The organism is Levilactobacillus acidifarinae DSM 19394 = JCM 15949 (assembly GCF_001434835.1).
In the GTDB taxonomy this organism is placed as follows: Bacteria; Bacillota; Bacilli; order Lactobacillales; family Lactobacillaceae; genus Levilactobacillus; species Levilactobacillus acidifarinae.
The window spans coordinates 47,863-68,594 of the sequence record NZ_AZDV01000007.1; the positions used below are offsets into that span (position 1 = coordinate 47,863).

The window sequence follows — 20,732 nt, forward strand, 5'->3', positions numbered from 1 at the left end:
CGTAACCGTTACGAGAAAAGTCCTAGGGAAACGTGAAAATTCATCACGTTAGGGTGGCCACTCAGCACCTTAACCGCGGGATTTCTAGTGATTTGGTAACATTTTAGGCTAACCAGTTAAACGGTGCACCCATCAATCCGCTGCTGTGTTAAAATATGGCTTAGACGTTTTAGGGGGCGAGACCATGATTTACGGCACCGGTATTGATATTACGGATTTAGCCCGGGTCAAAGAAGTGGTGACGAAGTATCCCAACTTTTTGACGCGGGTATTAACGCCCGGCGAACTTGCCGATTATCAACAATTAAGTGGTCAGCGGGCCATCGAGTATCTGGGTGGGCGTTGGTCGGTTAAGGAGTCCTATGGGAAGGCTCTGGGCACCGGTATCGGGCACGACTTTGGGTTTCAAGACCTCGAGGTGCGCGACAATACCGCGGGACGTCCCGTCGTTAAGTTTCAACCATTTGGGGGCATGGCTCACGTGTCGATTTCCCACACCGCGAGCGTGGTCATGACACAGGTTATTCTAGAAAGAGGGCAGGCATAATGGCAGTAGGGAAACATCGGCCAACGCGCTTGGTGATTGATCGCCAAGCCTTACGGCACAACATTCAGACAGAGGTTAAACGCTTAAAGTCGGACTGTGAACTCTTCATGGTCGTCAAGGCTAACGGGTACGGTCACGGGGCCGCGCAGGTCGCCCAAGCGGCTAAGGACGCGGGGGCCACGGGTTTTTGCGTGGCGATTTTAGACGAAGCATTAGAATTACGGGCTGCCGGCTTTAACGAACCGATTCTGGTTTTGGGCGTGACGCGACCAGAGGATGCCGTGTTAATGGCCCAAGCCCAGGTATCGACCGTGGTGGCGGACCTGAAGTGGTTGCAAGAGGCCAGTCGTTATCTGGAACTTACACACCATAACCGACCGCTTAACGTCCACTTAGGCTTAGATACCGGGATGGGCCGAATTGGGTTTCGGACTACCGATGACCTGAAGGCCGCCCTGAACTTTCTGAGCGTTAAGGTCGACGACTTTAACTTTGAAGGGATCTTTACCCACTTCTCCACGGCCGACGATCCGGACGACACGTACTTTAAACAACAGGTCGCGAAGTGGCAAGCCTTAACGGCAGTCTTGCCGTTCCGGCCACGTTACGTGCACGTCTCGAATTCCGCCACGAGCCTGTGGCACGACGCTTGCAACGACAACATGGTCCGGTTTGGGGTCGCCGGTTACGGGCTAAACCCGTCTGGGACGGCCATTACCACCACGCCTTATCCGTTACAGCCCGCTATGCAATTGGTCAGCGAACTGGTCTACACGAAACGGTTACACGCGGGCGAATCCGTGAGTTACGGCGCGACCTATACGGCGCAAGCCGACGAATGGATCGGCACGGTACCAATTGGGTACGCGGACGGTTACGAACGTCGTCTTCAGGGTTTCCACGTGCTCGTCGGGGGCCAGTTCTGCGAAATCGTCGGCCGGGTTTGCATGGACCAACTGATGGTGCGCTTACCGCAGAATTACGTGCGGGGGACCCGGGTAACGTTGGTCGGTCAAAATGGTGGCCAGACGATCACGTTACAAGATGTGGCGGACTACTGTGGGACGATCCATTACGAGATTGCGTGCGGCTTCACCAGTCGTTTGCCGCGACACTATCTCAATTAATTTATATGGATTGTCGTTTCAAGGGTAATTGATTCGTGGTAAACTGTATGAGAAGAGTTGATTAACCACTAGGAGGGTTATCATGATCCGTTCTCAGCAAGCAGTTCACCCTAAGTTTCGGGTGCAGATCTCTCGGAATGTTCGGCGACAGGCGTTAGTGCCCCTACCGGCGGCGGATGCGCAGCAGTTGGCCTTGATTATTGGTTACCAGGCAATGGCGTTGATCAATCGCGATTTAACGCGGGCCTTTACGCCCTGTGAGGAAGAAGCAGAGCGCCGGTTGACTCAATTTCGCATGACACAACATTAATAATATAATAGAGATAGGGGATGGCGGCCCATGGCCCGTGTTGAAGTTAAACGCGGTGACGTATTCTTCGCCGATCTATCACCGGTCGTTGGTTCGGAACAGGGTGGCATGCGCCCCGTGTTGGTGATTCAAAACAACGTGGGGAACCACTACAGTCCGACCGTAATCGTGGCGGCAATCACCGCCCGGATTGAGAAGCCCAAAATGCCGACGCACGTCGGTATTTCGGCGGACAATACCGGCATTGAGCGGGATTCCGTCATTTTGCTTGAACAAATCCGGACGATTGATAAGCAACGGTTAAAAGACCAGGTGACACATTTAGATGTTAAGACCATGGCCGCGGTTGACGCGGCGTTGGCCACTAGCATCGGTCTGGCGGATCGGTCCCGGAAGAAACGACCAACTAAAAAAGTACATAGTAATCGACAGACGCGCGTGCAGTGATGCTGCGCGTTTTTGGTCAAACAAAAACGGACGGTCCTTTTGGGAACCGCCCGTTTTTACGTAATAGCTTAGTTTTCGTGACGTAAATCTTCAATTTCGGGCACGTGGAATTCTTTGCGTTCCAGGGCGTGCACAATCCGGTCGAGCTTATCTTCGTCGACTTCGGCGGGGAGGGTGAACATGGTCCGGTGAACCAGTTCGCCTTCTTGTGCATCCAGACTGATGACGCTGGCAATCGAGGTGTACTTGGTGATGACCTTGGCCATGCCAGCTAGGTCACCGCGTTCACCGGCTGAAACGACGGTTAAGACGTAACTACCGATGTTGACGTTCCAGGATTGGGACAGCATGTCCATCAACCGGGTGTGGGTCAGAATCCCGTAAAAGGCGTTCTTGTCGTCTAACACCGCGATGTAAGGTAAGTCCTTAATCGAGAAGAAGACGTTGAAGAAAGCGGCGTTTACGGAAATGAATTTCGTGGCATTTTTTAACAGGGACGTCACTGGTAACTGCATATCGCCGCCCCGTGATTTATGGCGGTAAATGTGCATCTTGTAGATGTTCCCCCGGAAAATTTGCCCCGTTTCATCTAGAATCGGCACACAACGGTACCCGGAATCTTCAAGGACTTTTAAGGCCTGTTCCAGGGTAACATCCTCGCGAACCGTCACTAAGCGTTCCTTCGGTTTCACTAGGGATTTAAGCAACATAGCAGATGACCTCCTAAAATTAGAAAACTTCTCATAATCTTTTCTAATGATACCATATTCGGCGATTATTAGGTAGTTTATTTTTAATAAAGGTGGTAAACGACGGGTTAAGATTGACGAAGACGGTCCCGATAAATCAACCGTACCGTACGAACCTCCCCCAGTAAAAAAACGGCAGTCGCCTGAAAACGACTGCCGTTTTTTGAGAATATGATTAAATTTTAGAAAATGATGACGGGGGTCCCGACCTTCACGTTTGCGTAAACTGACGCAATCTGAGAAGGTGGTGTGTTGACACACCCGTGGGAACCGTGTTGCTTGTACCACGTGCCCCCGTATTGCGGTTGCCACGACGAATCGTGAATCCCGACACCGGTATCGTCAACGGGCATCCAGTACTTCACCTTGGAAGCGTAACTGGAACCGTTGTCGTTTTGTCCGCGTAACGTCGTATTTCGTTGCTTGCTCCAGATGACCCAGACACCGGTCGGGGTGTGATGAGCCGTCGTCGGTAAGCCGGTGACCACGTCGGTTGACACGACGACCTTACCGTTCTTGTAGACCCACATGTGTTGGTTGGTCTTATCGACTTCCACGTAGGAGTTACCAATATCCGTTCCGTTACTGTGGTAGCCGGAGCCTTGGATAACGGGGGTCCGGGTCATGCCCTTACCCGCGAGGATCAACTTGCTGAGGGCTGGCGTTTCCTTTTTGACGTTGATGCTCCAGCCGTACAGCCCAGCCTTAACCTTGACCGTGCCTCGTTTCGTGGACTTGAACGTCCGGGTCTTGTTGATGGTGCCGTACTGATGACTCAGCTTGGTCAGGTATTGTTTGATGGCCGTTTGGTTGGTCGTGAGTTGGCCATTCTTCAAGGTCAACCAGTTGCCCAAAGTGTTAGCGGACAAAGTAATTTTATGGTTGCTTAATTTATAAACGTAGGTTTGCTTGGTGATGGCTTGGGCTTTAGCCTTGGCCGTCTTGAAACTGGCACTAGTCGTGGTGACCTGGGGTTTGATGTAATCCCGGTCGACGTTGACTGTGGTGTGGCCCTGTTCGATGGCTGCGGTAATTGAGCTGGCAACCTTGGCGGTGTCCAGTTGGTTCCCGTTAACTTCCTTAGTTACCTGGAGTTGGTCGTTCTGGTAAGTGAACGAGGCGTCCTTCGAAGCCGTCCGCGTCTGGTTAGCTTTGGTCGTAATCTGCTTAGCCAGGGTTAAAATGCTTTGATGATTCTCATTGCTGGCGTTGAGCTTGATGCTATCCGCCGTGGCCGTGGTCACGTGGCTGGGCCAACTCCAAGCGTTTTGCTTATTGATGAGTTGTTGTAAGGCCTTGGTCGACGTCACCTTTAGGTCGGCCTGCTGAGTGTTGAACGCCGCGACCGTTTTCTGACCGTCCTTTAAGGTTAATTTCTGATCCTGCATGGCGGCCTTTAACTTAGTTGCGGCTTGTTTGGCCGTACTCCCACCGACGTTGACGCCGGCAATTTGGGTATCCTTAAAGAAGACGTTGGCTGACGAGTAGTGGAGTGCTTGGCCAACGTAAATGGCACCGACCGCCACGCAGGCGGTGACGATGCCGATAACGACTGCTTTTCGCTTTTTCATTAAGTTCGGATCGGCTGCTCCGGTCACTTAACCTTCGCAGAGAGATCCGGTTCACCTCCTGGATTAAATAGTGTGAAGCCCCTTTTTGAACGTGAGTTCGTTTCCGATGACAGAATTAATGAGCTCGGTGCGTCCCAGAGCAACAATAGGTAAGTTAACGAGCTGACAACGCCAATCCAAACCCCTCATTAATTGGCGCCAGCGACCAACTAAGGTCCTAGCTGGCAACTCGTTCAATCACCGATATCATATCATCAGGTTACTTCAAATAGCCTTAAAAGACAATGGAAAAGCAATTTTTGAGAGGGGTTTCATCGTTGACGTTACAGGGAAGTGACCGGTTTTGAAAAACTTTAACAGCCTGAAGTATTAGGGAGCTTTTTCCGCCCGGGAAGGTCTTCGTAAATAAGCCGGGAGTGACCACCAGAACGGCTAAAAATTGGAAGCAAGACACATGGTGACACAAAAAAGGTCATCCCGCGGGATGACCTTTTGCCGTAATCTAGGTAGATTACTTGTTTAAGTTAGCTAAACCGTCGGCCGTAACCTTCTTCAAGGTTTCAGCGGACTTGGCCATTAAGTCCTTTTCCTTAGCGGAAAGTGGTAACTCAACGACTCCGGCTAAACCACTGGCGTTGATGATGGCTGGCGTACCAATAAAGATATCGTTCAAGCCATATTCACCGTTCAGAGCAGCCCCGATAGGCAATACGGCGTTTTCGTCGCGTAAAATTGCCCGCGTGATCCGCATTAAGCAGGTCGCGACACCATAGAAGGTTGCACCCTTACGGTTGATGATTTCGTAAGCCTTGTTCCGCGTATCGTCTTCGATCTTTGCTAAGTCGTCATCAGTGATGCCCTTTTCCTTAGCAATGGTCTTCAATGGCTTGCCGGCAACTGAGGCTTCGTCGTAAGCGGCGAATTCGGAGTCACCGTGTTCACCCATGATGAAGGCGTTCACGTCGCGAGGGTCCACGTCAAGCTTCTTAGCCAAAGCAACCCGTAAACGAGCCGTGTCCAAAGAAGTCCCGGAACCAATAACCTTTTCCTTAGGGAAGCCAGAGAACTTCCAAGTAGCGTAGGTCAAGATGTCTACTGGGTTAGCAGCAACAACGAAGATACCATCGAAACCGGAGTCGACGATTGGCTTAACAATGGAAGACAAGATCTTCAAGTTCTTGTTAACCAAGTCCAAACGCGTTTCGCCTGGCTTTTGTGGGGCACCAGCGGTGATGACAACTACGTCAGCATCCTTGGCGTCGGAGTAGTCACCAGAGTAGACTTTCTTAGGTGCCGTGAAGACTTGGGCATCTTCAAGGTCTAAAGCGTCTCCTTCAGTCCGTTCCTTAATAACATCCACAATTACGAATTCTTCGGCAATACCTTGGTTCATCATTGAGTAGGCGTAAGACGAGCCAACGGCACCGTCACCGACTAAAACAACTTTTTGATGATTCTTAGTAGTCAAATTCTTCATCTCCTAAATAAATTTTGACATCCAGGTACGCTAAAATACCCAAATGTAAGTATAACATGTAACTTAACCAGCGGCCACGACCCAAAGGCGTAAATTTCACAAATTGAATTGTTTTGGCGCCCAACGGCTAAGCCTAGTCGCCAGGAGTGAAGTTGCTAGGGGACTATGCTATACTAATGACGGTTGACTAAGAACGAAAAAGTAAACAGCCAGCTGAACGGCCACGCGGTCGTCCGGCTATTTTGTTTCTGATTTTAAATTCAATAGTAATAAGGGAGAACTTACTTAAAAATGAAAATGATTGTTGGTTTGGGAAACATTGGTCCCCAATACGATAATACCCGGCACAACACCGGCTTCATGGTGGTCGACGCTTTGGCACAGGCCCACCAGATCGACCTAACCACCCGCAAGATGGATGCCCGGTACGGTATGGGCGTGATTAACGGGGAAAAGGTCATGATTGTGAAACCGACCACGTTTATGAACGAGTCGGGACGGGCAGTCCACCCGTTGATGCAGTACTACAAGGTACCCGTGGAAGATCTGATCGTCGTGCAAGACGACATGGACCTGCCGTTGGGCCGCATTCGCTTACGAGATCACGGGTCCGCGGGGGGCCACAACGGAATCAAGAGCTTGATTGCGCATGTCGGCACCCAAGACTTTGCCCGGATTAAGGTCGGCATCGCCCATCCCCAACAACACACGGTCGTAGACTACGTGCTGGGTCGCTTCACGGCGGACCAGCAACCGGTCTTTAACCAGGCTAGTGATCACGCGGTCGCTGCGCTGGAAGACTGGGTGGCCGGGATGGACTTTGCCCAATTGATGAACCGGTACAATTAAGATAGGAAGTTATTCTAGTGAATTTAGAAGGATTTTTGACCCAAACGGCACCTTATATGGCCATTCACCAGGCCATCGCCCCGGGCCAGCGGCAACTGGTGACCGGGCTGAACGGCTCGGCCGAAACGCTCCTCATTGCCAGTCTCCTTCATGATCAACACCGCTCACTGATCTACGTGACGGATACCCTGTATCACGCAGGGCAGTTGGTCGATGATTTGGCAAACCTACTGGGCGAGAATGAACTTTATGAATTTCCGGTCGAGGAACTCTTAGCGGCGGAAGTGGCGACCAGTTCACCGGAATATCGAGCGGATCGGATTGACGCCTTACGGGCGCTTCAAAGCGACCGGCCCGTGGTGGTGGTCACCGCGTTGTCCGGCCTGCGGCGGTTTTTACCGGCGCCCCAGAACTTTGCGGCGGCACGATTTGCCGTCAAGGTGGGCGATGAATTTGATTTAGAGGCGTTGCAAAAGCAACTCTTCGCCATGGGCTACACCCATCAAAAATTAGTGGCAGCACCCGGGGACTTTGCGGTCCGCGGGTCAATTGTCGATATTTATCCGTTGGCCGCGGACTATCCGGTCAGAGTTGACTTTTTCGATACCGAGGTCGATTCCCTGCGGTATTTCGATCCGGCGACCCAGCGAAGTGTGGAAAACGTCGATCAGGTCGAAGTCTTACCGGCGACCGACTTTATTTTAACGGCGGCTGAACGCCAGACGGGGGCGGACAAACTAACGCAGGAGTTGGCGGCCCAGACGGCCACGTTATCGGCCGAAGACGCTGAAACGCTGACCAACCAAGTCCAACCATTGATTGACGGCCTGAAGAAGGGGTCGGTCGATCCCCAACTCCTGGAATTTGCCGACTACCTGTTTCCGGCCCATCACCAGATCTTAGACTACTTAGATGCGGCTGGAACGGTGTTGTTTGGCGACTACGCCCGGTTACAGGACGGCGAGCGCCAACTCCTAGAAGACGAGGCCAATTGGGCGACCGATAAGTTGGCTCACCACCAGATTTTTGCGCAGCAGACCTTCGGCGGCGAACTCCGGCCCATCGTGCGTGACGATAAGCACGCGCAGATTATGCTCTCGCTGTTTCAAAAGGGCATGGGGAGCTTACGGTTTACCGCGATCACCAACGTGACGACCCGGGCGATGCAACAGTTCTTCAGTCAATTACCGGTGATGAAGACCGAAATTGACCGGTGGCACAAGCAGGGACAAACGGTGGTGCTGCTGGTCCAGGACGAAGAGCGGCTGGCGAAGATCGAAAAAACGCTCGACGATTTTGAGATTCAGGTCGTGTTGACCAAACGGGAGAACCTGCAACCAGGCTTGACCCAGTTAGTGCCGGAACGCTTACAGACGGGGTTTGAACTCCCCGAGGCCAAATTGGTGGTTATCACCGAAGCCGAGATGTTCCAGAAAATTACCAAGAAACGCCCGCGGCGCCAGAGTATGGCCAATGCCGAACGGTTGAAGAGTTACACCGACCTGAAGCCCGGGGATTACGTGGTACACGTCAATCACGGGATCGGGAAGTTTATCGGGATGCAGACGTTAACGGTCGATGGTGTCCACCAGGACTACATGACCATCGACTATCAGGACAACGCGCAGTTGTTCATTCCGGTGACCCAGTTAAACCTGATCCAAAAGTATGTCTCATCCGAAGATAAAAAGCCGCGAATTAACAAATTGGGCGGGTCCGAATGGGCTAAGACCAAGAGCAAAGTGGCGGCCAAGATTGAAGACATCGCCGACGAGCTGGTCGATTTGTACGCCAAACGAGCGGCCGAGAAGGGGTACGCCTTTCCCGCCGATGATAGCTTACAAACCGACTTCGATAACAGCTTCCCCTACGCCGAAACGCCGGACCAGTTGCGTTCCATCAACGAAGTGAAGCACGACATGGAAAAACCGCGGCCGATGGACCGCTTGTTGGTCGGCGACGTGGGCTACGGCAAGACCGAAGTTGCCTTACGGGCGGCCTTTAAGGCGGTCGAAGCCGGCAAACAAGTGGCTTTTCTGGTGCCAACGACGATTCTAGCGCAACAACACTACGACACCATGGTCAACCGGTTTGAAGGTTACCCGATCACCGTGGAAATGTTCTCGCGGTTCCGGACCACGAAGCAAATTCACCAGTCGATCAAGGACTTAGAAACCGGTCAATTGGATATCGTGGTGGGGACCCACCGGCTCCTGTCCAAGGATGTAAAATTTAAGAACTTAGGGCTGGTCTTAGTCGATGAGGAACAACGGTTTGGCGTGAAGCATAAGGAACGCTTGAAGCAATTGAAAGCTAACGTTGACGTCTTGACGCTGACGGCGACACCGATTCCCCGGACGTTGCACATGTCGATGCTCGGGGTCCGCGACCTGTCGGTGATTGAGACGCCACCGGCTAACCGGTTCCCGATTCAGACCTACGTGATGGAGCAAAACGCGGGGGCCATTCAGGACGGGATTCGTCGGGAAATGCAGCGCGGGGGCCAAGTCTTCTACCTGCACAACCGGGTGGACGATATTGAAAAAACGGTAAGCCAGTTGCAGGCCTTAGTGCCCGAAGCCCAGATTGGGTACATTCACGGGCAGATGACCGAGGCTCAACTCGAAGGGGTCTTATTTGACTTTCTACGCGGGGAATACGACGTCCTGGTCACCACGACCATCATCGAAACGGGGATCGACATCCCCAACGCCAACACCCTGTTCGTGGAAAATGCCGACCGGATGGGCCTGTCGCAGTTGTATCAATTGCGGGGCCGGATCGGGCGAAGCAACCGGGTGGCTTACGCCTACTTCACCTATCAGCCCAACAAGGTGCTGACCGAAGTGAGCGAGAAACGGTTGGAAGCCATCAAGGACTTCACCGAGCTGGGGTCCGGATTTAAAATTGCGATGCGCGATCTCTCGATTCGTGGCGCCGGTAACCTGTTAGGGAAGCAGCAACACGGATTTATCAATTCCGTGGGGTACGACCTCTACACGCAGATGTTGAGTGACGCCGTCGCTAAGAAGCGCGGACGGCACACCCAACCCAAAACCGATACGACCGTGGAATTGGGTGTGGAAGCTTACCTGCCAAGCGATTATATTGAAGACGAACAGCAGAAGATTGAAATGTACAAACGAATTCGGCAACTGGAAAGTGACGATGAGGTAGCGGAAATTCAGGCGGACCTGATCGACCGCTTTGGCGAATATCCGGCCGCGGTCGGCCAACTCCTGACGATTGGGCAGTTAAAGTTGGCCGCGGACTTGGCGTTGATCGACAAGATTCGCCGGGTCAACGGGGACATCTTTGTGACCATCTCTAAGCAGGGAACCGATATTCTCGGTGGTGAGGACGTTTTCAAGGCGTTAGCCGCCACCAAACTGAAGGCTACGGTCACCATTAACGAGGACCGATTACACGTTAAATTAGTGATTCAACCGAAAATGACGGTCGACGACTGGTTGCCGCAACTACGCCAGTTCATTGCCGCGTTACGCGATATTGTGGTGCCGGTGACGGCTCCCCAAGCAGAACAGACAACTGATACGGACCAGACGAGTCACTAATTAGTCAACGGTCAGTTGGCAACGGCTCATGGGTGCGGTACAATGGGGGCTTGAATTTCGGTGGCGAGTCGTTCTAAGACCGCTACGCAAGTCCCTAACGGGGAAGAAGGAGGCGGCCTATGGGTCACCATAACGTAAATACGACCCTGCGTGGTGCCTTAGTCTTGTCGATCGCGGCGTTTATCGCCAAGGTTTTGAGTGCCGTTTACCGCGTACCCTTTCAGAACTTGGTCGGTAATACGGGGTTCTACGTGTACCAACAAGTCTATCCGCTCTATGGTATCGGGATGACCTTCGCGTTAAGCGGGTTGCCCGTGTTTATCTCTAAGCTCATCGCGGATGCCCCCGATCGTTCCAGCCAACAGTGGGTTGCGCGGCAAATCTATCGGTGGACCTGGGGGTTGGCCCTGGTGATCTTTGTTGGGCTTCAGCTGGGGGCTCCCTGGCTAGCGCGGGGGATGGGCGATCCCCAATTGACGCCGCTGATTCGGATGGTGGCGTGGATGTTTCTACTGATGCCCGACTTATCCGTGAACCGGGGCGTCCATCAGGGGCAATTTCAAATGCTCCCCACGGCGCGTTCCCAGGTGGTCGAGCAGACCGTCCGGGTGATCGTCATCCTAACGGTCGCGGTACTCGCGACCCAGCACGGGTGGTCCGATTACCGGATGGGGGCCTGGGCCATGAGCAGTGGGGCCATTGCGGCCGTGGCAGCTTGGTTGGTTTTGCCACGTTGGCGCGAACCACTGGCGGGGCCCGTGACGCCGGTACCGCACGTCGGTCGGCGGTTGCTGATCGAAGGGGGTACCTTGTGCCTGTTAACGGCCATGATGGTGTTACTTCAGTTGGTTGACTCATTTACCGTGAAGAATGGTCTGGTGGCCGGTGGGCTTTCCGATTTAGCGGCTAAGAACCTCAAAGGGGTCTACGACAGAGCGCAGCCGTTGGTCCAGTTGGGCCTGGTCGTGGCGGTGGCCTTTGCCACGTCGCTCTTACCGGCGTTAACGGCGGCACTGAACCGCGGCCGGTTGCGCGAATTCAAACGCCTAACGACCACCATGATGCGGATTGCCTTGGTGATCGCGGCGGCCGCGACCGCGGGACTGATCAGTCTGATGCCCTGGGTTGACCGGTTATTATTTGGCAACGCCCAGGGAGCTTGGATGCTGGCGGTCTACATGCTCAGTATCATCTTAGCAACGTTGATTCAAACTTATAACAGTGTGCTCCAGAGTCGTGACCAATACCGGTTGACCGTGGTGGCGTTACTCAGTGGGTTGGCCGTCAAAGCGGCGGCCAACCATTGGGCGGTCGCCAACTTCGGGGGGCTGGGGGCCAGCGCATTGACCGTTCTCAGTCTAGGCGTGACGGCGCTGATCATTTGGTTCGGTTCGGCGGCCACGTTACGATCGGGAATTTGGACCTGGCCGTTTGTGGGGAAACTACTCGGTTGTCTGGTCGTGATGACGGTCGGGGTGCGTGGGTTAGTTCGCTGGTTTCAGTGGGCTTGGCCGGCAGTGTACACCAGTCGCCTAGCCATTGGGGCCGCTTTGATCGTGGTGATTGGCATCGGCGGCTGCCTTTTTCTGGTAATGGCCCTGAGCTGTCGGTTACTGACCGTCCGGGAATGGTTGACGCTGCCCCACGCGGCTCCAGTATTACGGTTCTGGCAAAAAATTAGCCAACATGGAGGGAAATAATATGCGTTTAGATAAATTTTTAAAGGTTTCGCGGATCATCAAGCGGCGTTCGGTCGCTAAGGAAATTGCGGACAAGGGCCGGATCTTGGTGAACGGTAAAGTTGCCAAGTCGTCGAGTAACGTGGCGACTAATGATGAGTTAGTTATTAAGTTCGGTAACAAAACGTTGACGGTCAAGGTCGACGCCTTACTAGAAACGACCAAGAAGGAAGACGCCGAACGGATGTACACCATCGTCAAGGAAGACTACGCTCAGGATTTTCGCGAAGATTAGCCGGTTGAATATGACGAATGTTTTACATTATACGTAACCCGCTAGACGGTTAATTTGAAAGTTGCTATACTCAAGTTAACTAATTTGGTAAAGTTCAGTGGGGTGAACGAGATGGCGGATGGCAAACAACCGCAAACGGCGAAGGTGCAACGCTTAGAAAACGAGTATACACGACGCTTGGCCCGACAGCAGGTTGCGGCCAAACAACCACATCACGGGCTGAAACGCCGCCGAGTACGACGGATGGCGCGCATCCTAGCCATTTTTGCGGTCTTTGCGTTGATTTTGGGCATCCAACTGGTACGCACCAACGCCAGTCTGCACCACGTGAATCAGCAGGTCACGACCAGTAAACAAAAGCTGGCGCAGACCAAGCAAACCAATGCGGAGTTAAAGTTAGAAGTCAAACAGTTAAATAACAAAGATTACTTAGGTCAGTTAATTCGCTCAAAGTATTATTACTCGAAATCGGGTGAGACCATCTACAGTCTTCCCGGCGACCACGCGAGTGATGTGACGGCTAAGTAAGGATGAATTCGTAAGCCCCCAGCAAGTAACCGGGGCTTGCGAATTTTTTTAACCAATGAGGATTAGTTGCCCCGCCGGGATAACCGGCGAGAAGTCGATTCTCTCTGGAGGAATGTTGCCGAAACATGGTAGACTAGATAGTGGTCAGGTCAAGTGATTTCCAGGTGAAAATAATCGTGAATCAAGCGCAGATCAGTGGGGCATGACCGACTGATTTTCTGAAAAACCGAAGGGGAATGAACCCCGGCCAATTCGCGTAAAATTCAAGATTTTGGCAGTTTGGGATTGGCTTGAGTTGTGGTATACTGAAAGCACTTATTTTAAGGAGGAACTTCTTGTTTATGGCAATCGAGGTTGGAGCTAAGGTTTCCGGAAAGGTCTCTGGAATTACGAACTTTGGCGCATTTGTTGATTTGGGTGACCACAAGACCGGGTTAGTCCACATTAGTGAAATTTCTGACGGATACGTGAAGGACATCCACGACGTTTTATCCGTAGGTGATGAGGTCACGGTTAAGGTCTTAACCGTGGGCAATGATGGGAAGATTGGGTTATCGATCCGTAAAGCGCAGGATCATCCCGCATCCGAACACGCTCATCGACCACACAATAACGACCATCGCGATGAGCATCGTGGTGGGAATGAACACCGGGGGAACTTCCATAACAATGGGGGCGACCACGGTGACCATGGCCACGGCGGTCGGCGATTTGAGAACAACGGACCACGGGCCCACCATGGTTCAGCTAACGGTCGCTTTGCCGGTCATCACTCGAACCATAAAGAGAATTTTGACGACATGATGTCCGGGTTCTTGAAACAAAGTGAGGACCGTTTAGCAACGATCAAGCGCAATACCGAAGGGAAGCGTGGCGGTCGTGGCGGTCGGCGGAGTTAACGTCGGCCTTAACGCTTAGTAATGAAGAAAGGACCGCACGCGTTGCGGCCCTTTTGTTTATCTAGATTTAAAGAAGGGAACGACGAGCATGACGTTGGCAGCGGACTTTCGACAGCATTGGCACGACCAGGCGTGGGGGGGACCACAACGCCTGGGATTAGTCGCCGTGTCAACGGGCGTCGATTCGATGGTCCTATTGGCCTTGCTATTAGGCCTACCACGCGCCGAGCGCCCACAGCTGACGGTGGTGCACGTCAATCACGAATTGCGCGCGCAGAGTCGTGAAGAAGAGGCCTTCTTGATGCGGTGGTGCGCCCAAGCAGGGGTTCCCTTGGTGGTCAAGCATTGGCCGTTAGTCGACCACCCCGCTCACGGTATGGAAGCGGCGGCGCGGCAATTCCGTTATGCCTTTTTTGCCGCCCAGCTGCAAGCCCAAACGGCCGACTGGGTGGCCACGGCGCACCAGGCCGATGAACAGGCCGAAACCATGCTCTTAAAGCTACTACGGGGCGGCCAACTCGACCAACTCACGGGGATGGCGCCTAGTCGCCCCTTACCCCCGGGGCGAGTGATCCACCCGTTACTGCCCTTTACCAAGGCACAACTCCTGGAGTACGCTCAGCAGCACCAGATTCCCTGGTACGAGGATGCGACCAATCAAACTATGGTGGCCAGTCGCAACCGGGTTCGTCACCAGATTTTACCCGCCTTAAAACGGGAGAACCCCCGGGTGATCGACCATCTAGGCGATTACGGTCAGCAATTGGCGGCGGTTTTAGCGGTGGCGGACCGGACCTTAGACGCGGAGTTGGCAACGTTAATGACTAGCCGGCACCCGGCGACCGGTCAGATTGCCCCACTGTTAGCCCGCTCACCGGGGGAGCAACGGTTATTATTGGCCCGGCTCATTAAGCGGGTGGCCCCAGCAATCAGTGCCCGGCCGGCCCACCTGACCCAAGCGTTGCAGCTGTTGGGAAATCCCCAACGGGCGACCGGTACGGTGGCGTTAGGGGCTGGTTGGCAGATCAGCAAAGAGTACCGGACATTTTACGTAAAAAAAGCCGAAAAATTCGGAAAAAAATCCGTGAGTGATTTTAGTTTTATGGTAGACTTGAACCAATGGCAATCGGTTGGGGACAACTGGTTGTTGGGCGTTTTTTCAGCACCCGTTGCGGCAGAGCGGACCCATCAAATTGGCTTAACAATCAGTGATTGGCCGTTGACCGTTCGTCCTTGGCGGTCGGGGGATCGACTGCAGTTAGCCGGGGGTCACCATCAGGCGGTTCGACGGGCGCTGATCAACGCAAAAGTCCCGCAGCAACAACGGTCGCAAGTGGCCGTTTTAGTTACCGCTCAGGGAACCGTGTTGGCGGCTCTGGGCGTTAAGTGGTCGGTCTTACCACCACGGCAACACACCACAACCTATTATATTGGCATACAGTCTGTATTGGCGAAAGGGGAACAGCATGAATAACGATATTGAAAAGGTCCTATATAGTGAGGAAGACATTGCCGCAGCCTGCAAACGGCTCGGTACTCAGCTGGCAGAAGATTACCAGGGGAAGACCCCATTAATCATCTGTGTTTTAAAAGGGGCCATCCTGTTTATGACGGACGTCATTCGGGACATGGACATTTACGCTGAAATTGATTTTATTGACGTGTCGAGTTACCACGGTGGGACGGCGTCAACCGGAACCATTACCTTATTGAAGGATTTGGATACGGATGTGAGTGGCCGCGATATTTTGTTAGTTGAAGACATTATCGATACGGGCCGGACGTTAAAGTACTTAGAGGACCTGTTGAAGGACCGGAATGCCAAGTCCATTAAGGTCTGCACGTTGATGGATAAACCCAGTGGCCGAGTGGTTGAAGCTAAGGCGGACTACGTTGGTTTTAACGTCCCAAGTGAGTTTGTGGTCGGCTATGGGTTGGACTACGAAGAAAAATATCGGAACCTCCCATACGTCGGTGTTTTAAAGCCAGCCGTTTACTCAGATAAATAATTAGTCAACGATAGTCAATTGTGATAACATCTTATTTAGTTAAAGGGCATAAGCTCTAAATTTCGTTCCTGTCTGTGGTTAGGCTGGGAACTGTGGGTAAGGAGGCACGACATGAATAATCGACGAAACGGACTGTTTCGTAACAGCCTGTTTTACATTGTGATCTTCTTGTTGATCATTGGCGTAGTTTACCTATTTAATGGGAACAACACCAACTCACAATCCCAAGAAATCCAATCGAGTCAGTTCGTCAAAGACCTGAATGCGAATAAGATTAAGAGCTTCTCTATTCAGCCTTCTGGGGGCGTCTACAAGATTACCGGGGAGTACCGGAACGCGCAAAAGCGGACCACGAACACCGGTTTCAGTCTTGGCGGGTCACAAAGCACCGCTGTGACTGGCTTTAGCACCCAAGTCTTGACCAATAACTCGACGGTTTCTGAGATTGACAAGACCGCCAAGCAGCACAATGTCAAGATGAATACCAAAGCGGAAGAATCCAGTGGTTTCTGGATCAACCTCTTAGTGTATGTAGCACCATTGGTGATTTTCTTCTTCTTCTTCTACATGATGATGGGTCAAGCCGGCCAAGGTGGCGGCAATGGCCGAGTCATGAACTTTGGGAAGTCCAAAGCTAAACCGGCGGACAGTAAAGAGAACAAAGTACGGTTCTCCGATGTTGCTGGTGAAGAGGAGGAAAAGCAAGAACTGGTCGAAGTTGTCGAGTTCTTGAAGAATCCGCGTAAGTTTGTATCGTTAGGCGCCCGGATCCCATCCGGGGTCTTGCTAGAGGGCCCGCCAGGAACTGGTAAAACGTTACTGGCGAAGGCCGTGGCTGGTGAAGCCGGCGTACCATTCTTCTCGATTTCCGGTTCGGATTTCGTGGAAATGTTCGTCGGGGTCGGGGCCAGTCGTGTCCGGGACCTGTTTGAACAGGCCAAGAAGGCCGCACCTTCCATCATCTTCATTGATGAAATTGATGCGGTTGGTCGTCAACGGGGTGCCGGCATGGGCGGTGGCCACGATGAACGTGAACAAACGTTGAACCAATTGCTGGTTGAAATGGACGGGTTTACCGGGAGTGAAGGGGTCATCGTGATGGCCGCAACCAACCGGTCCGATGTGTTGGATCCCGCCTTGTTACGGCCAGGTCGGTTTGACCGGAAGATTCTGGTTGGTCGCCCAGACGTTAAGGGTCGGGAAGCCATCCTGAAGGTTCACGCCAAGAACAAGCCGTTAGCTAACGACGTTGATTTAAAGGAAATTGCCAAGCAAACCCCTGGTTTTGTGGGGGCCGACTTGGAAAACCTCTTGAACGAAGCAGCCTTATTGGCGGCGCGGCGTAACAAGACGCAAGTCGACGCTTCTGATTTAGATGAAGCCGAAGACCGGGTCATCGCCGGACCAGCCAAGAAGGACCGCGTGGTCAGTCCCCAAGAACGCAAGACGGTGGCTTACCACGAAGCCGGGCACACCATCGTGGGGTTAGTCCTCAACGATGCCCGGGTGGTTCACAAGGTCACGATCGTACCGCGGGGCCGTGCTGGCGGGTACGCCATCATGTTACCACGGGAAGATCAAATGCTGATGTCCAAGAAGGATGCCATGGAACAGATTGCCGGGTTAATGGGTGGTCGGACGGCCGAAGAATTGATTTTCCATTCTGAATCGTCTGGTGCCTCCAATGACTTTGAGCAAGCTACGCAAATTGCGCGGGCCATGGTGACCCAATACGGGATGAGTGACGCTGTCGGAACGGTGGCGTTGGAAAGTGGGAGCGGTCAACCATTCGCTGGGGCCGGCTACTACAACCAACCTGCTTACTCCGAACACACGTCCAATCTGATTGACAGTGAAGTGCGGCGGATCATTAACGAAGCCCACGACACTGCCCGGAAGATTCTGGAAGAGCATAAAGCGGAACACCAGATTATCGCGGAAGCCTTGCTGAAATACGAAACGCTGGACGAAAAGCAAATTCTCAGTTTGTTTAACACCGGGAAGATGCCAGAAAAGGACAGCAATAACGAATTTCCTAGCGAAAAGGCGGCCACGTTCGAAGAATCTAAGCGCGAACTAGAACGCCGAGAAGCTGCTCGTCACGCCGATACCGAAGCCAAATTAGCTTCGTCTGCGGCTAGTGACGCCCAAGAAGAGGGGCAACCATCTTCTGCAGCGGATTCTGCGGCTAGCTCAGCGGCCGATGATGCGCCGAAGGACGACCATCATTCGGATGATCCTGAATAATCGCCCATTGAAGGGGACTGGAAATTATTTCCGGTCCCTTTCTTGTTTGCAAATAACGGTTTTTTTGGTATGGTAGGGCATGATGAAAACAGTGGATGAAAGGAATGAACCATAGAATGGCAGATTATTTAGTTAAGAGTTTGGTCGCCAACGGGATGTTTCGGGCCTACGCGGTCGACGCGACCGACACAGTGGCGGAGGCCCAACGGCGACACGATACCTGGAGTACGGCGACGGCGGCCTTGGGGCGGACCCTGATTGGGACCATGTTGTTATCAACGTCACTCCTCAAGGGGGACGAGAAGCTAACCGTGAAGGTCAACGGTCACGGTCCCGTGGGCGCCATTGTGGTTGACGGAAACGCTAACGGGACGGTCAAGGGTTACTTACAATACCCCCACACCAGTTTACCGTTAAACGGCAAGCATAAGCTCGACGTGAAGAAAGCGGTTGGGACTCAGGGCATGCTGACGGTCACCAAGGATCAAGGCTTAGGCCAACCGTATACGGGGCAAGTGCCGTTGGTTTCGGGAGAATTAGGCGAAGACTTTACCTATTACTTGGCGAAGTCTGAACAGATTCCAAGTTCCGTGGGAGTATCGGTCTTTGTCGAACCTGATAACTCGGTCAAGGTGGCCGGTGGGTTCATGATCCAAGTGATGCCGGGGGCCACGGATGAAGCCATTGCCCGCTTGGAAAAACGGTTAAAGGAAATGCCAATGGTTTCGGAACTGCTCTTGGACGGTCAGAAACCAGAAGACATTTTAAACCTACTCTTTAAGGACGAAGACATTCAGATCCTCCAGAAGCTCCCCGTCGAGTTTAAGTGTGATTGTTCGAAGGACCGGTTTGCGGCAGCGTTGGCCTCCGTTTCCGCGGAAGCGATTCAGGAAATGATCGATGAAGACCACGGTGCGGAAGCGGTATGCCATTTCTGTGGCAACAAGTACCAGTTCTCCGAAGATGAGCTTAGAGAGATCCTCGCGAAAGCTCAGGCCAAGTAATGTTGAATACACCTTGGCAAATTGGGGACGTGACCATTCCTAACCGGGTCGTCGTGGCGCCGATGGCGGGGGTCACCAACGTGGCCTTTCGCGTGATCTGTAAGGAATTTGGGGCCGGATTAGTTGAATGTGAGATGATCTCGGGCCAGGGAATTCACTACCACAATCAACGAACGTTAGCGATGATGGCCGTGGCCCCCCACGAACATCCGATGAGTATTCAGATTTTTGGTGGGACCCAAGAAACGTTAGTGCAGGCGGCTCAGTTTGTGGATCAACACACGGCGGCCGACATTATCGACATTAACATGGGATGTCCCGTCAATAAGGTGGTTAATACGGAAGCGGGAGCAAAGTGGCTTTTGGATCCGGACAAGGTCTATCAGATGGTCAGCGCCGTGGTCGCAGCCGTGCATAAGCCGGTGACGGTTAAGATGCGTACGGGCTGGGACGACCGCCACTTGTATGCGGTGGAAAATGCCTTAGCTGCCGAAAAAGCGGGGGCTAGCGCGTTAGCCATGCACGGCCGGACGCGTAAGCAGATGTACCAGGGACGGGCTGATTGGCAGCTGTTATCCCGGGTAGCTGACCGGTTAACGATTCCGTTTATGGGCAACGGGGACGTTCGGACACCGGAAGATGCTAAACGCATGTTGACCGAGGTGGGGGCGGATGCCGTCATGATTGGCCGAGCCGTAATGGGGAATCCCTGGCTGTTAAAGCGGGTCAATCAGTATCTGCAGACGGGTGAACTCTTGCCTGAGGCGACGCCTGAACAAAAGATTGCGTGGGCCCAGGAACACTTGCACGCCTTATGTTTGGCTAAGGGGCCTCAAGACGGTCCCCGGGATTTTCGTAACCAAGTCGCCTATTACCTTAAAGGGATTCCGCACGCTGCAAGGACTAAGGTGGCGCTGACGGATGCCACGGATGAAGCGACAATGCACACGCTGCTCGACGACTTTTTAACCAAGTTAACGGCGCGGAGTCGGCAACGACCGGTTTCTCGCTACCGCTGAGTGAATGACGCTCTTCCGCGTTCGGGGAGGGCGTCTTTTTTTGAAATTTTTGTCAAAAGTGCTTGACCAGGTTTAGAATGATTGATATGATATTATTTGTTGTCGCAAAGCAACGAGATGCATAAAAATCAAATTTATGGATAGACATACAAATTGAAATTTATGCTTGACGTTAGCTAAGCCAACTGATACAATGATTTATGTTGTCAAAGAGAGTAACGATGTTTCTCAACCGGATTTAAATTCTGAATATATATTCAGAATTGGTTGAAAAAAGTTGTTGACAAGAAAGTGACGACATGATATACTTTAAAAGTTGTCACGGAGCGATTGCTTCTTATGATAACTTGGTAGACCTTTGAAAACTGAACATTGTTTCGACAAACCAAATATGTGTAGG

Annotated in this window: 18 protein-coding genes; 15 read left to right on the plus strand and 3 right to left on the minus strand. The window is 52.6% G+C overall.

Going from position 1 to position 20,732, the window contains the following annotated elements:
• Nucleotides 1–184: 184 nt before the first annotated feature.
• The 4 genes from acpS to FD25_RS05685 all read left to right on the plus strand — a co-directional run bounded on the left by acpS (nt 185) and on the right by FD25_RS05685 (nt 2,431).
• Complete coding sequence (gene acpS / locus FD25_RS05670) at nt 185–547, plus strand: holo-ACP synthase (RefSeq protein ID WP_057802233.1); 363 nt, start codon at nt 185–187, stop codon at nt 545–547.
• Complete coding sequence (gene alr, locus FD25_RS05675; RefSeq protein ID WP_057802235.1) at nt 547–1,674, plus strand: alanine racemase; 1,128 nt, start codon at nt 547–549, stop codon at nt 1,672–1,674. The genes acpS and alr overlap by 1 nt, the downstream gene beginning before the upstream one ends.
• An 82-nt stretch (nt 1,675–1,756) precedes the next feature.
• On the plus strand, nt 1,757–1,984 hold the full coding sequence (locus FD25_RS05680; RefSeq protein ID WP_057802238.1) for a hypothetical protein: 228 nt from the start codon (nt 1,757–1,759) through the stop codon (nt 1,982–1,984).
• 30 nt (nt 1,985–2,014) lie between these two features.
• Nucleotides 2,015–2,431, plus strand: a complete 417-nt coding sequence (locus FD25_RS05685; protein ID WP_057802240.1) for a type II toxin-antitoxin system PemK/MazF family toxin — start codon at nt 2,015–2,017, stop codon at nt 2,429–2,431.
• A 68-nt stretch (nt 2,432–2,499) separates the two neighbouring features.
• Here the strand turns inward: FD25_RS05685 and cbpA are convergent, their stop codons facing one another.
• The 3 genes from cbpA to FD25_RS05700 form a co-directional block, all read right to left on the minus strand.
• On the minus strand, nt 2,500–3,141 hold the full coding sequence (gene cbpA / locus FD25_RS05690) for a cyclic di-AMP binding protein CbpA (protein ID WP_057802241.1): 642 nt from the start codon (nt 3,139–3,141) through the stop codon (nt 2,500–2,502).
• 221 nt (nt 3,142–3,362) lie between these two features.
• Nucleotides 3,363–4,751 (minus strand): L,D-transpeptidase family protein, encoded by a 1,389-nt coding sequence (locus tag FD25_RS05695; protein WP_057802268.1) that lies wholly within the window; start codon nt 4,749–4,751, stop codon nt 3,363–3,365.
• A gap of 511 nt (nt 4,752–5,262) precedes the next feature.
• Nucleotides 5,263–6,228, minus strand: a complete 966-nt coding sequence (locus tag FD25_RS05700) for an L-lactate dehydrogenase (protein WP_057802243.1) — start codon at nt 6,226–6,228, stop codon at nt 5,263–5,265.
• A 291-nt stretch (nt 6,229–6,519) separates the two neighbouring features.
• Between FD25_RS05700 and pth the strand changes: the two genes are divergently transcribed.
• From pth to dusB, 11 genes are all read left to right on the plus strand, one after another.
• Complete coding sequence (pth, locus tag FD25_RS05705) at nt 6,520–7,077, plus strand: aminoacyl-tRNA hydrolase (RefSeq protein ID WP_057802245.1); 558 nt, start codon at nt 6,520–6,522, stop codon at nt 7,075–7,077.
• Nucleotides 7,078–7,094: 17 nt separating this feature from the next.
• Nucleotides 7,095–10,652, plus strand: coding sequence for a transcription-repair coupling factor (mfd, locus tag FD25_RS05710; protein ID WP_057802247.1), 3,558 nt, complete (start codon nt 7,095–7,097; stop codon nt 10,650–10,652).
• 119 nt (nt 10,653–10,771) lie between these two features.
• Complete coding sequence (locus tag FD25_RS05715) at nt 10,772–12,352, plus strand: polysaccharide biosynthesis protein (RefSeq protein WP_057802249.1); 1,581 nt, start codon at nt 10,772–10,774, stop codon at nt 12,350–12,352.
• 1 nt (nt 12,353) lies between these two features.
• Nucleotides 12,354–12,626: an RNA-binding S4 domain-containing protein gene (locus FD25_RS05720; RefSeq protein ID WP_057802251.1), complete on the plus strand. Its 273-nt coding sequence runs from the start codon at nt 12,354–12,356 to the stop codon at nt 12,624–12,626.
• 111 nt (nt 12,627–12,737) lie between these two features.
• Nucleotides 12,738–13,154, plus strand: a complete 417-nt coding sequence (locus FD25_RS05725) for an FtsB family cell division protein (RefSeq protein ID WP_057802253.1) — start codon at nt 12,738–12,740, stop codon at nt 13,152–13,154.
• A gap of 341 nt (nt 13,155–13,495) precedes the next feature.
• Nucleotides 13,496–14,053: a S1 domain-containing RNA-binding protein gene (locus tag FD25_RS05730; protein ID WP_057802256.1), complete on the plus strand. Its 558-nt coding sequence runs from the start codon at nt 13,496–13,498 to the stop codon at nt 14,051–14,053.
• Nucleotides 14,054–14,141: 88 nt separating this feature from the next.
• Nucleotides 14,142–15,527 (plus strand): tRNA lysidine(34) synthetase TilS, encoded by a 1,386-nt coding sequence (gene tilS, locus FD25_RS05735; RefSeq protein WP_057802258.1) that lies wholly within the window; start codon nt 14,142–14,144, stop codon nt 15,525–15,527.
• The gene (hpt, locus tag FD25_RS05740) at nt 15,520–16,062 is read left to right on the plus strand and encodes a hypoxanthine phosphoribosyltransferase (protein ID WP_057802259.1); all 543 of its coding nucleotides are present in this window, start codon (nt 15,520–15,522) and stop codon (nt 16,060–16,062) included. Before tilS ends, hpt begins: the two co-directional genes overlap by 8 nt.
• Nucleotides 16,063–16,173: 111 nt before the next feature.
• Nucleotides 16,174–18,309, plus strand: coding sequence for an ATP-dependent zinc metalloprotease FtsH (ftsH, locus tag FD25_RS05745; RefSeq protein ID WP_057802261.1), 2,136 nt, complete (start codon nt 16,174–16,176; stop codon nt 18,307–18,309).
• 116 nt (nt 18,310–18,425) lie between these two features.
• A complete protein-coding gene (gene hslO, locus FD25_RS05750) occupies nt 18,426–19,313 on the plus strand; it encodes an Hsp33 family molecular chaperone HslO (protein WP_057802264.1) in 888 nt (295 codons plus the stop codon).
• Entirely contained in the window at nt 19,313–20,332 is a 1,020-nt protein-coding gene (gene dusB, locus FD25_RS05755) for a tRNA dihydrouridine synthase DusB (RefSeq protein WP_057802266.1), read from the plus strand. The genes hslO and dusB overlap by 1 nt, the downstream gene beginning before the upstream one ends.
• Nucleotides 20,333–20,732 lie beyond the last annotated feature (400 nt).

Bases quoted from the DNA above. Each gene is read 5' to 3' on its own strand.
- dusB (WP_057802266.1), top strand. From the start codon at position 19,313: ATGTTGAATACACCTTGGCAAATTGGGGACGTGACCATTCCTAACCGG.
- hslO (WP_057802264.1), top strand. From the start codon at position 18,426: ATGGCAGATTATTTAGTTAAGAGTTTGGTCGCCAACGGGATGTTTCGG.
- FD25_RS05715 (WP_057802249.1), top strand. From the start codon at position 10,772: ATGGGTCACCATAACGTAAATACGACCCTGCGTGGTGCCTTAGTCTTG.
- pth (WP_057802245.1), top strand. From the start codon at position 6,520: ATGAAAATGATTGTTGGTTTGGGAAACATTGGTCCCCAATACGATAAT.
- FD25_RS05695 (WP_057802268.1), bottom strand. From the start codon at position 4,751: ATGAAAAAGCGAAAAGCAGTCGTTATCGGCATCGTCACCGCCTGCGTG.
- FD25_RS05720 (WP_057802251.1), top strand. From the start codon at position 12,354: ATGCGTTTAGATAAATTTTTAAAGGTTTCGCGGATCATCAAGCGGCGT.
- FD25_RS05725 (WP_057802253.1), top strand. From the start codon at position 12,738: ATGGCGGATGGCAAACAACCGCAAACGGCGAAGGTGCAACGCTTAGAA.
- alr (WP_057802235.1), top strand. From the start codon at position 547: ATGGCAGTAGGGAAACATCGGCCAACGCGCTTGGTGATTGATCGCCAA.
- cbpA (WP_057802241.1), bottom strand. From the start codon at position 3,141: ATGTTGCTTAAATCCCTAGTGAAACCGAAGGAACGCTTAGTGACGGTT.
- FD25_RS05730 (WP_057802256.1), top strand. From the start codon at position 13,496: ATGGCAATCGAGGTTGGAGCTAAGGTTTCCGGAAAGGTCTCTGGAATT.
- FD25_RS05700 (WP_057802243.1), bottom strand. From the start codon at position 6,228: ATGAAGAATTTGACTACTAAGAATCATCAAAAAGTTGTTTTAGTCGGT.
- hpt (WP_057802259.1), top strand. From the start codon at position 15,520: ATGAATAACGATATTGAAAAGGTCCTATATAGTGAGGAAGACATTGCC.
- ftsH (WP_057802261.1), top strand. From the start codon at position 16,174: ATGAATAATCGACGAAACGGACTGTTTCGTAACAGCCTGTTTTACATT.
- tilS (WP_057802258.1), top strand. From the start codon at position 14,142: ATGACGTTGGCAGCGGACTTTCGACAGCATTGGCACGACCAGGCGTGG.
- FD25_RS05685 (WP_057802240.1), top strand. From the start codon at position 2,015: ATGGCCCGTGTTGAAGTTAAACGCGGTGACGTATTCTTCGCCGATCTA.
- FD25_RS05680 (WP_057802238.1), top strand. From the start codon at position 1,757: ATGATCCGTTCTCAGCAAGCAGTTCACCCTAAGTTTCGGGTGCAGATC.
- acpS (WP_057802233.1), top strand. From the start codon at position 185: ATGATTTACGGCACCGGTATTGATATTACGGATTTAGCCCGGGTCAAA.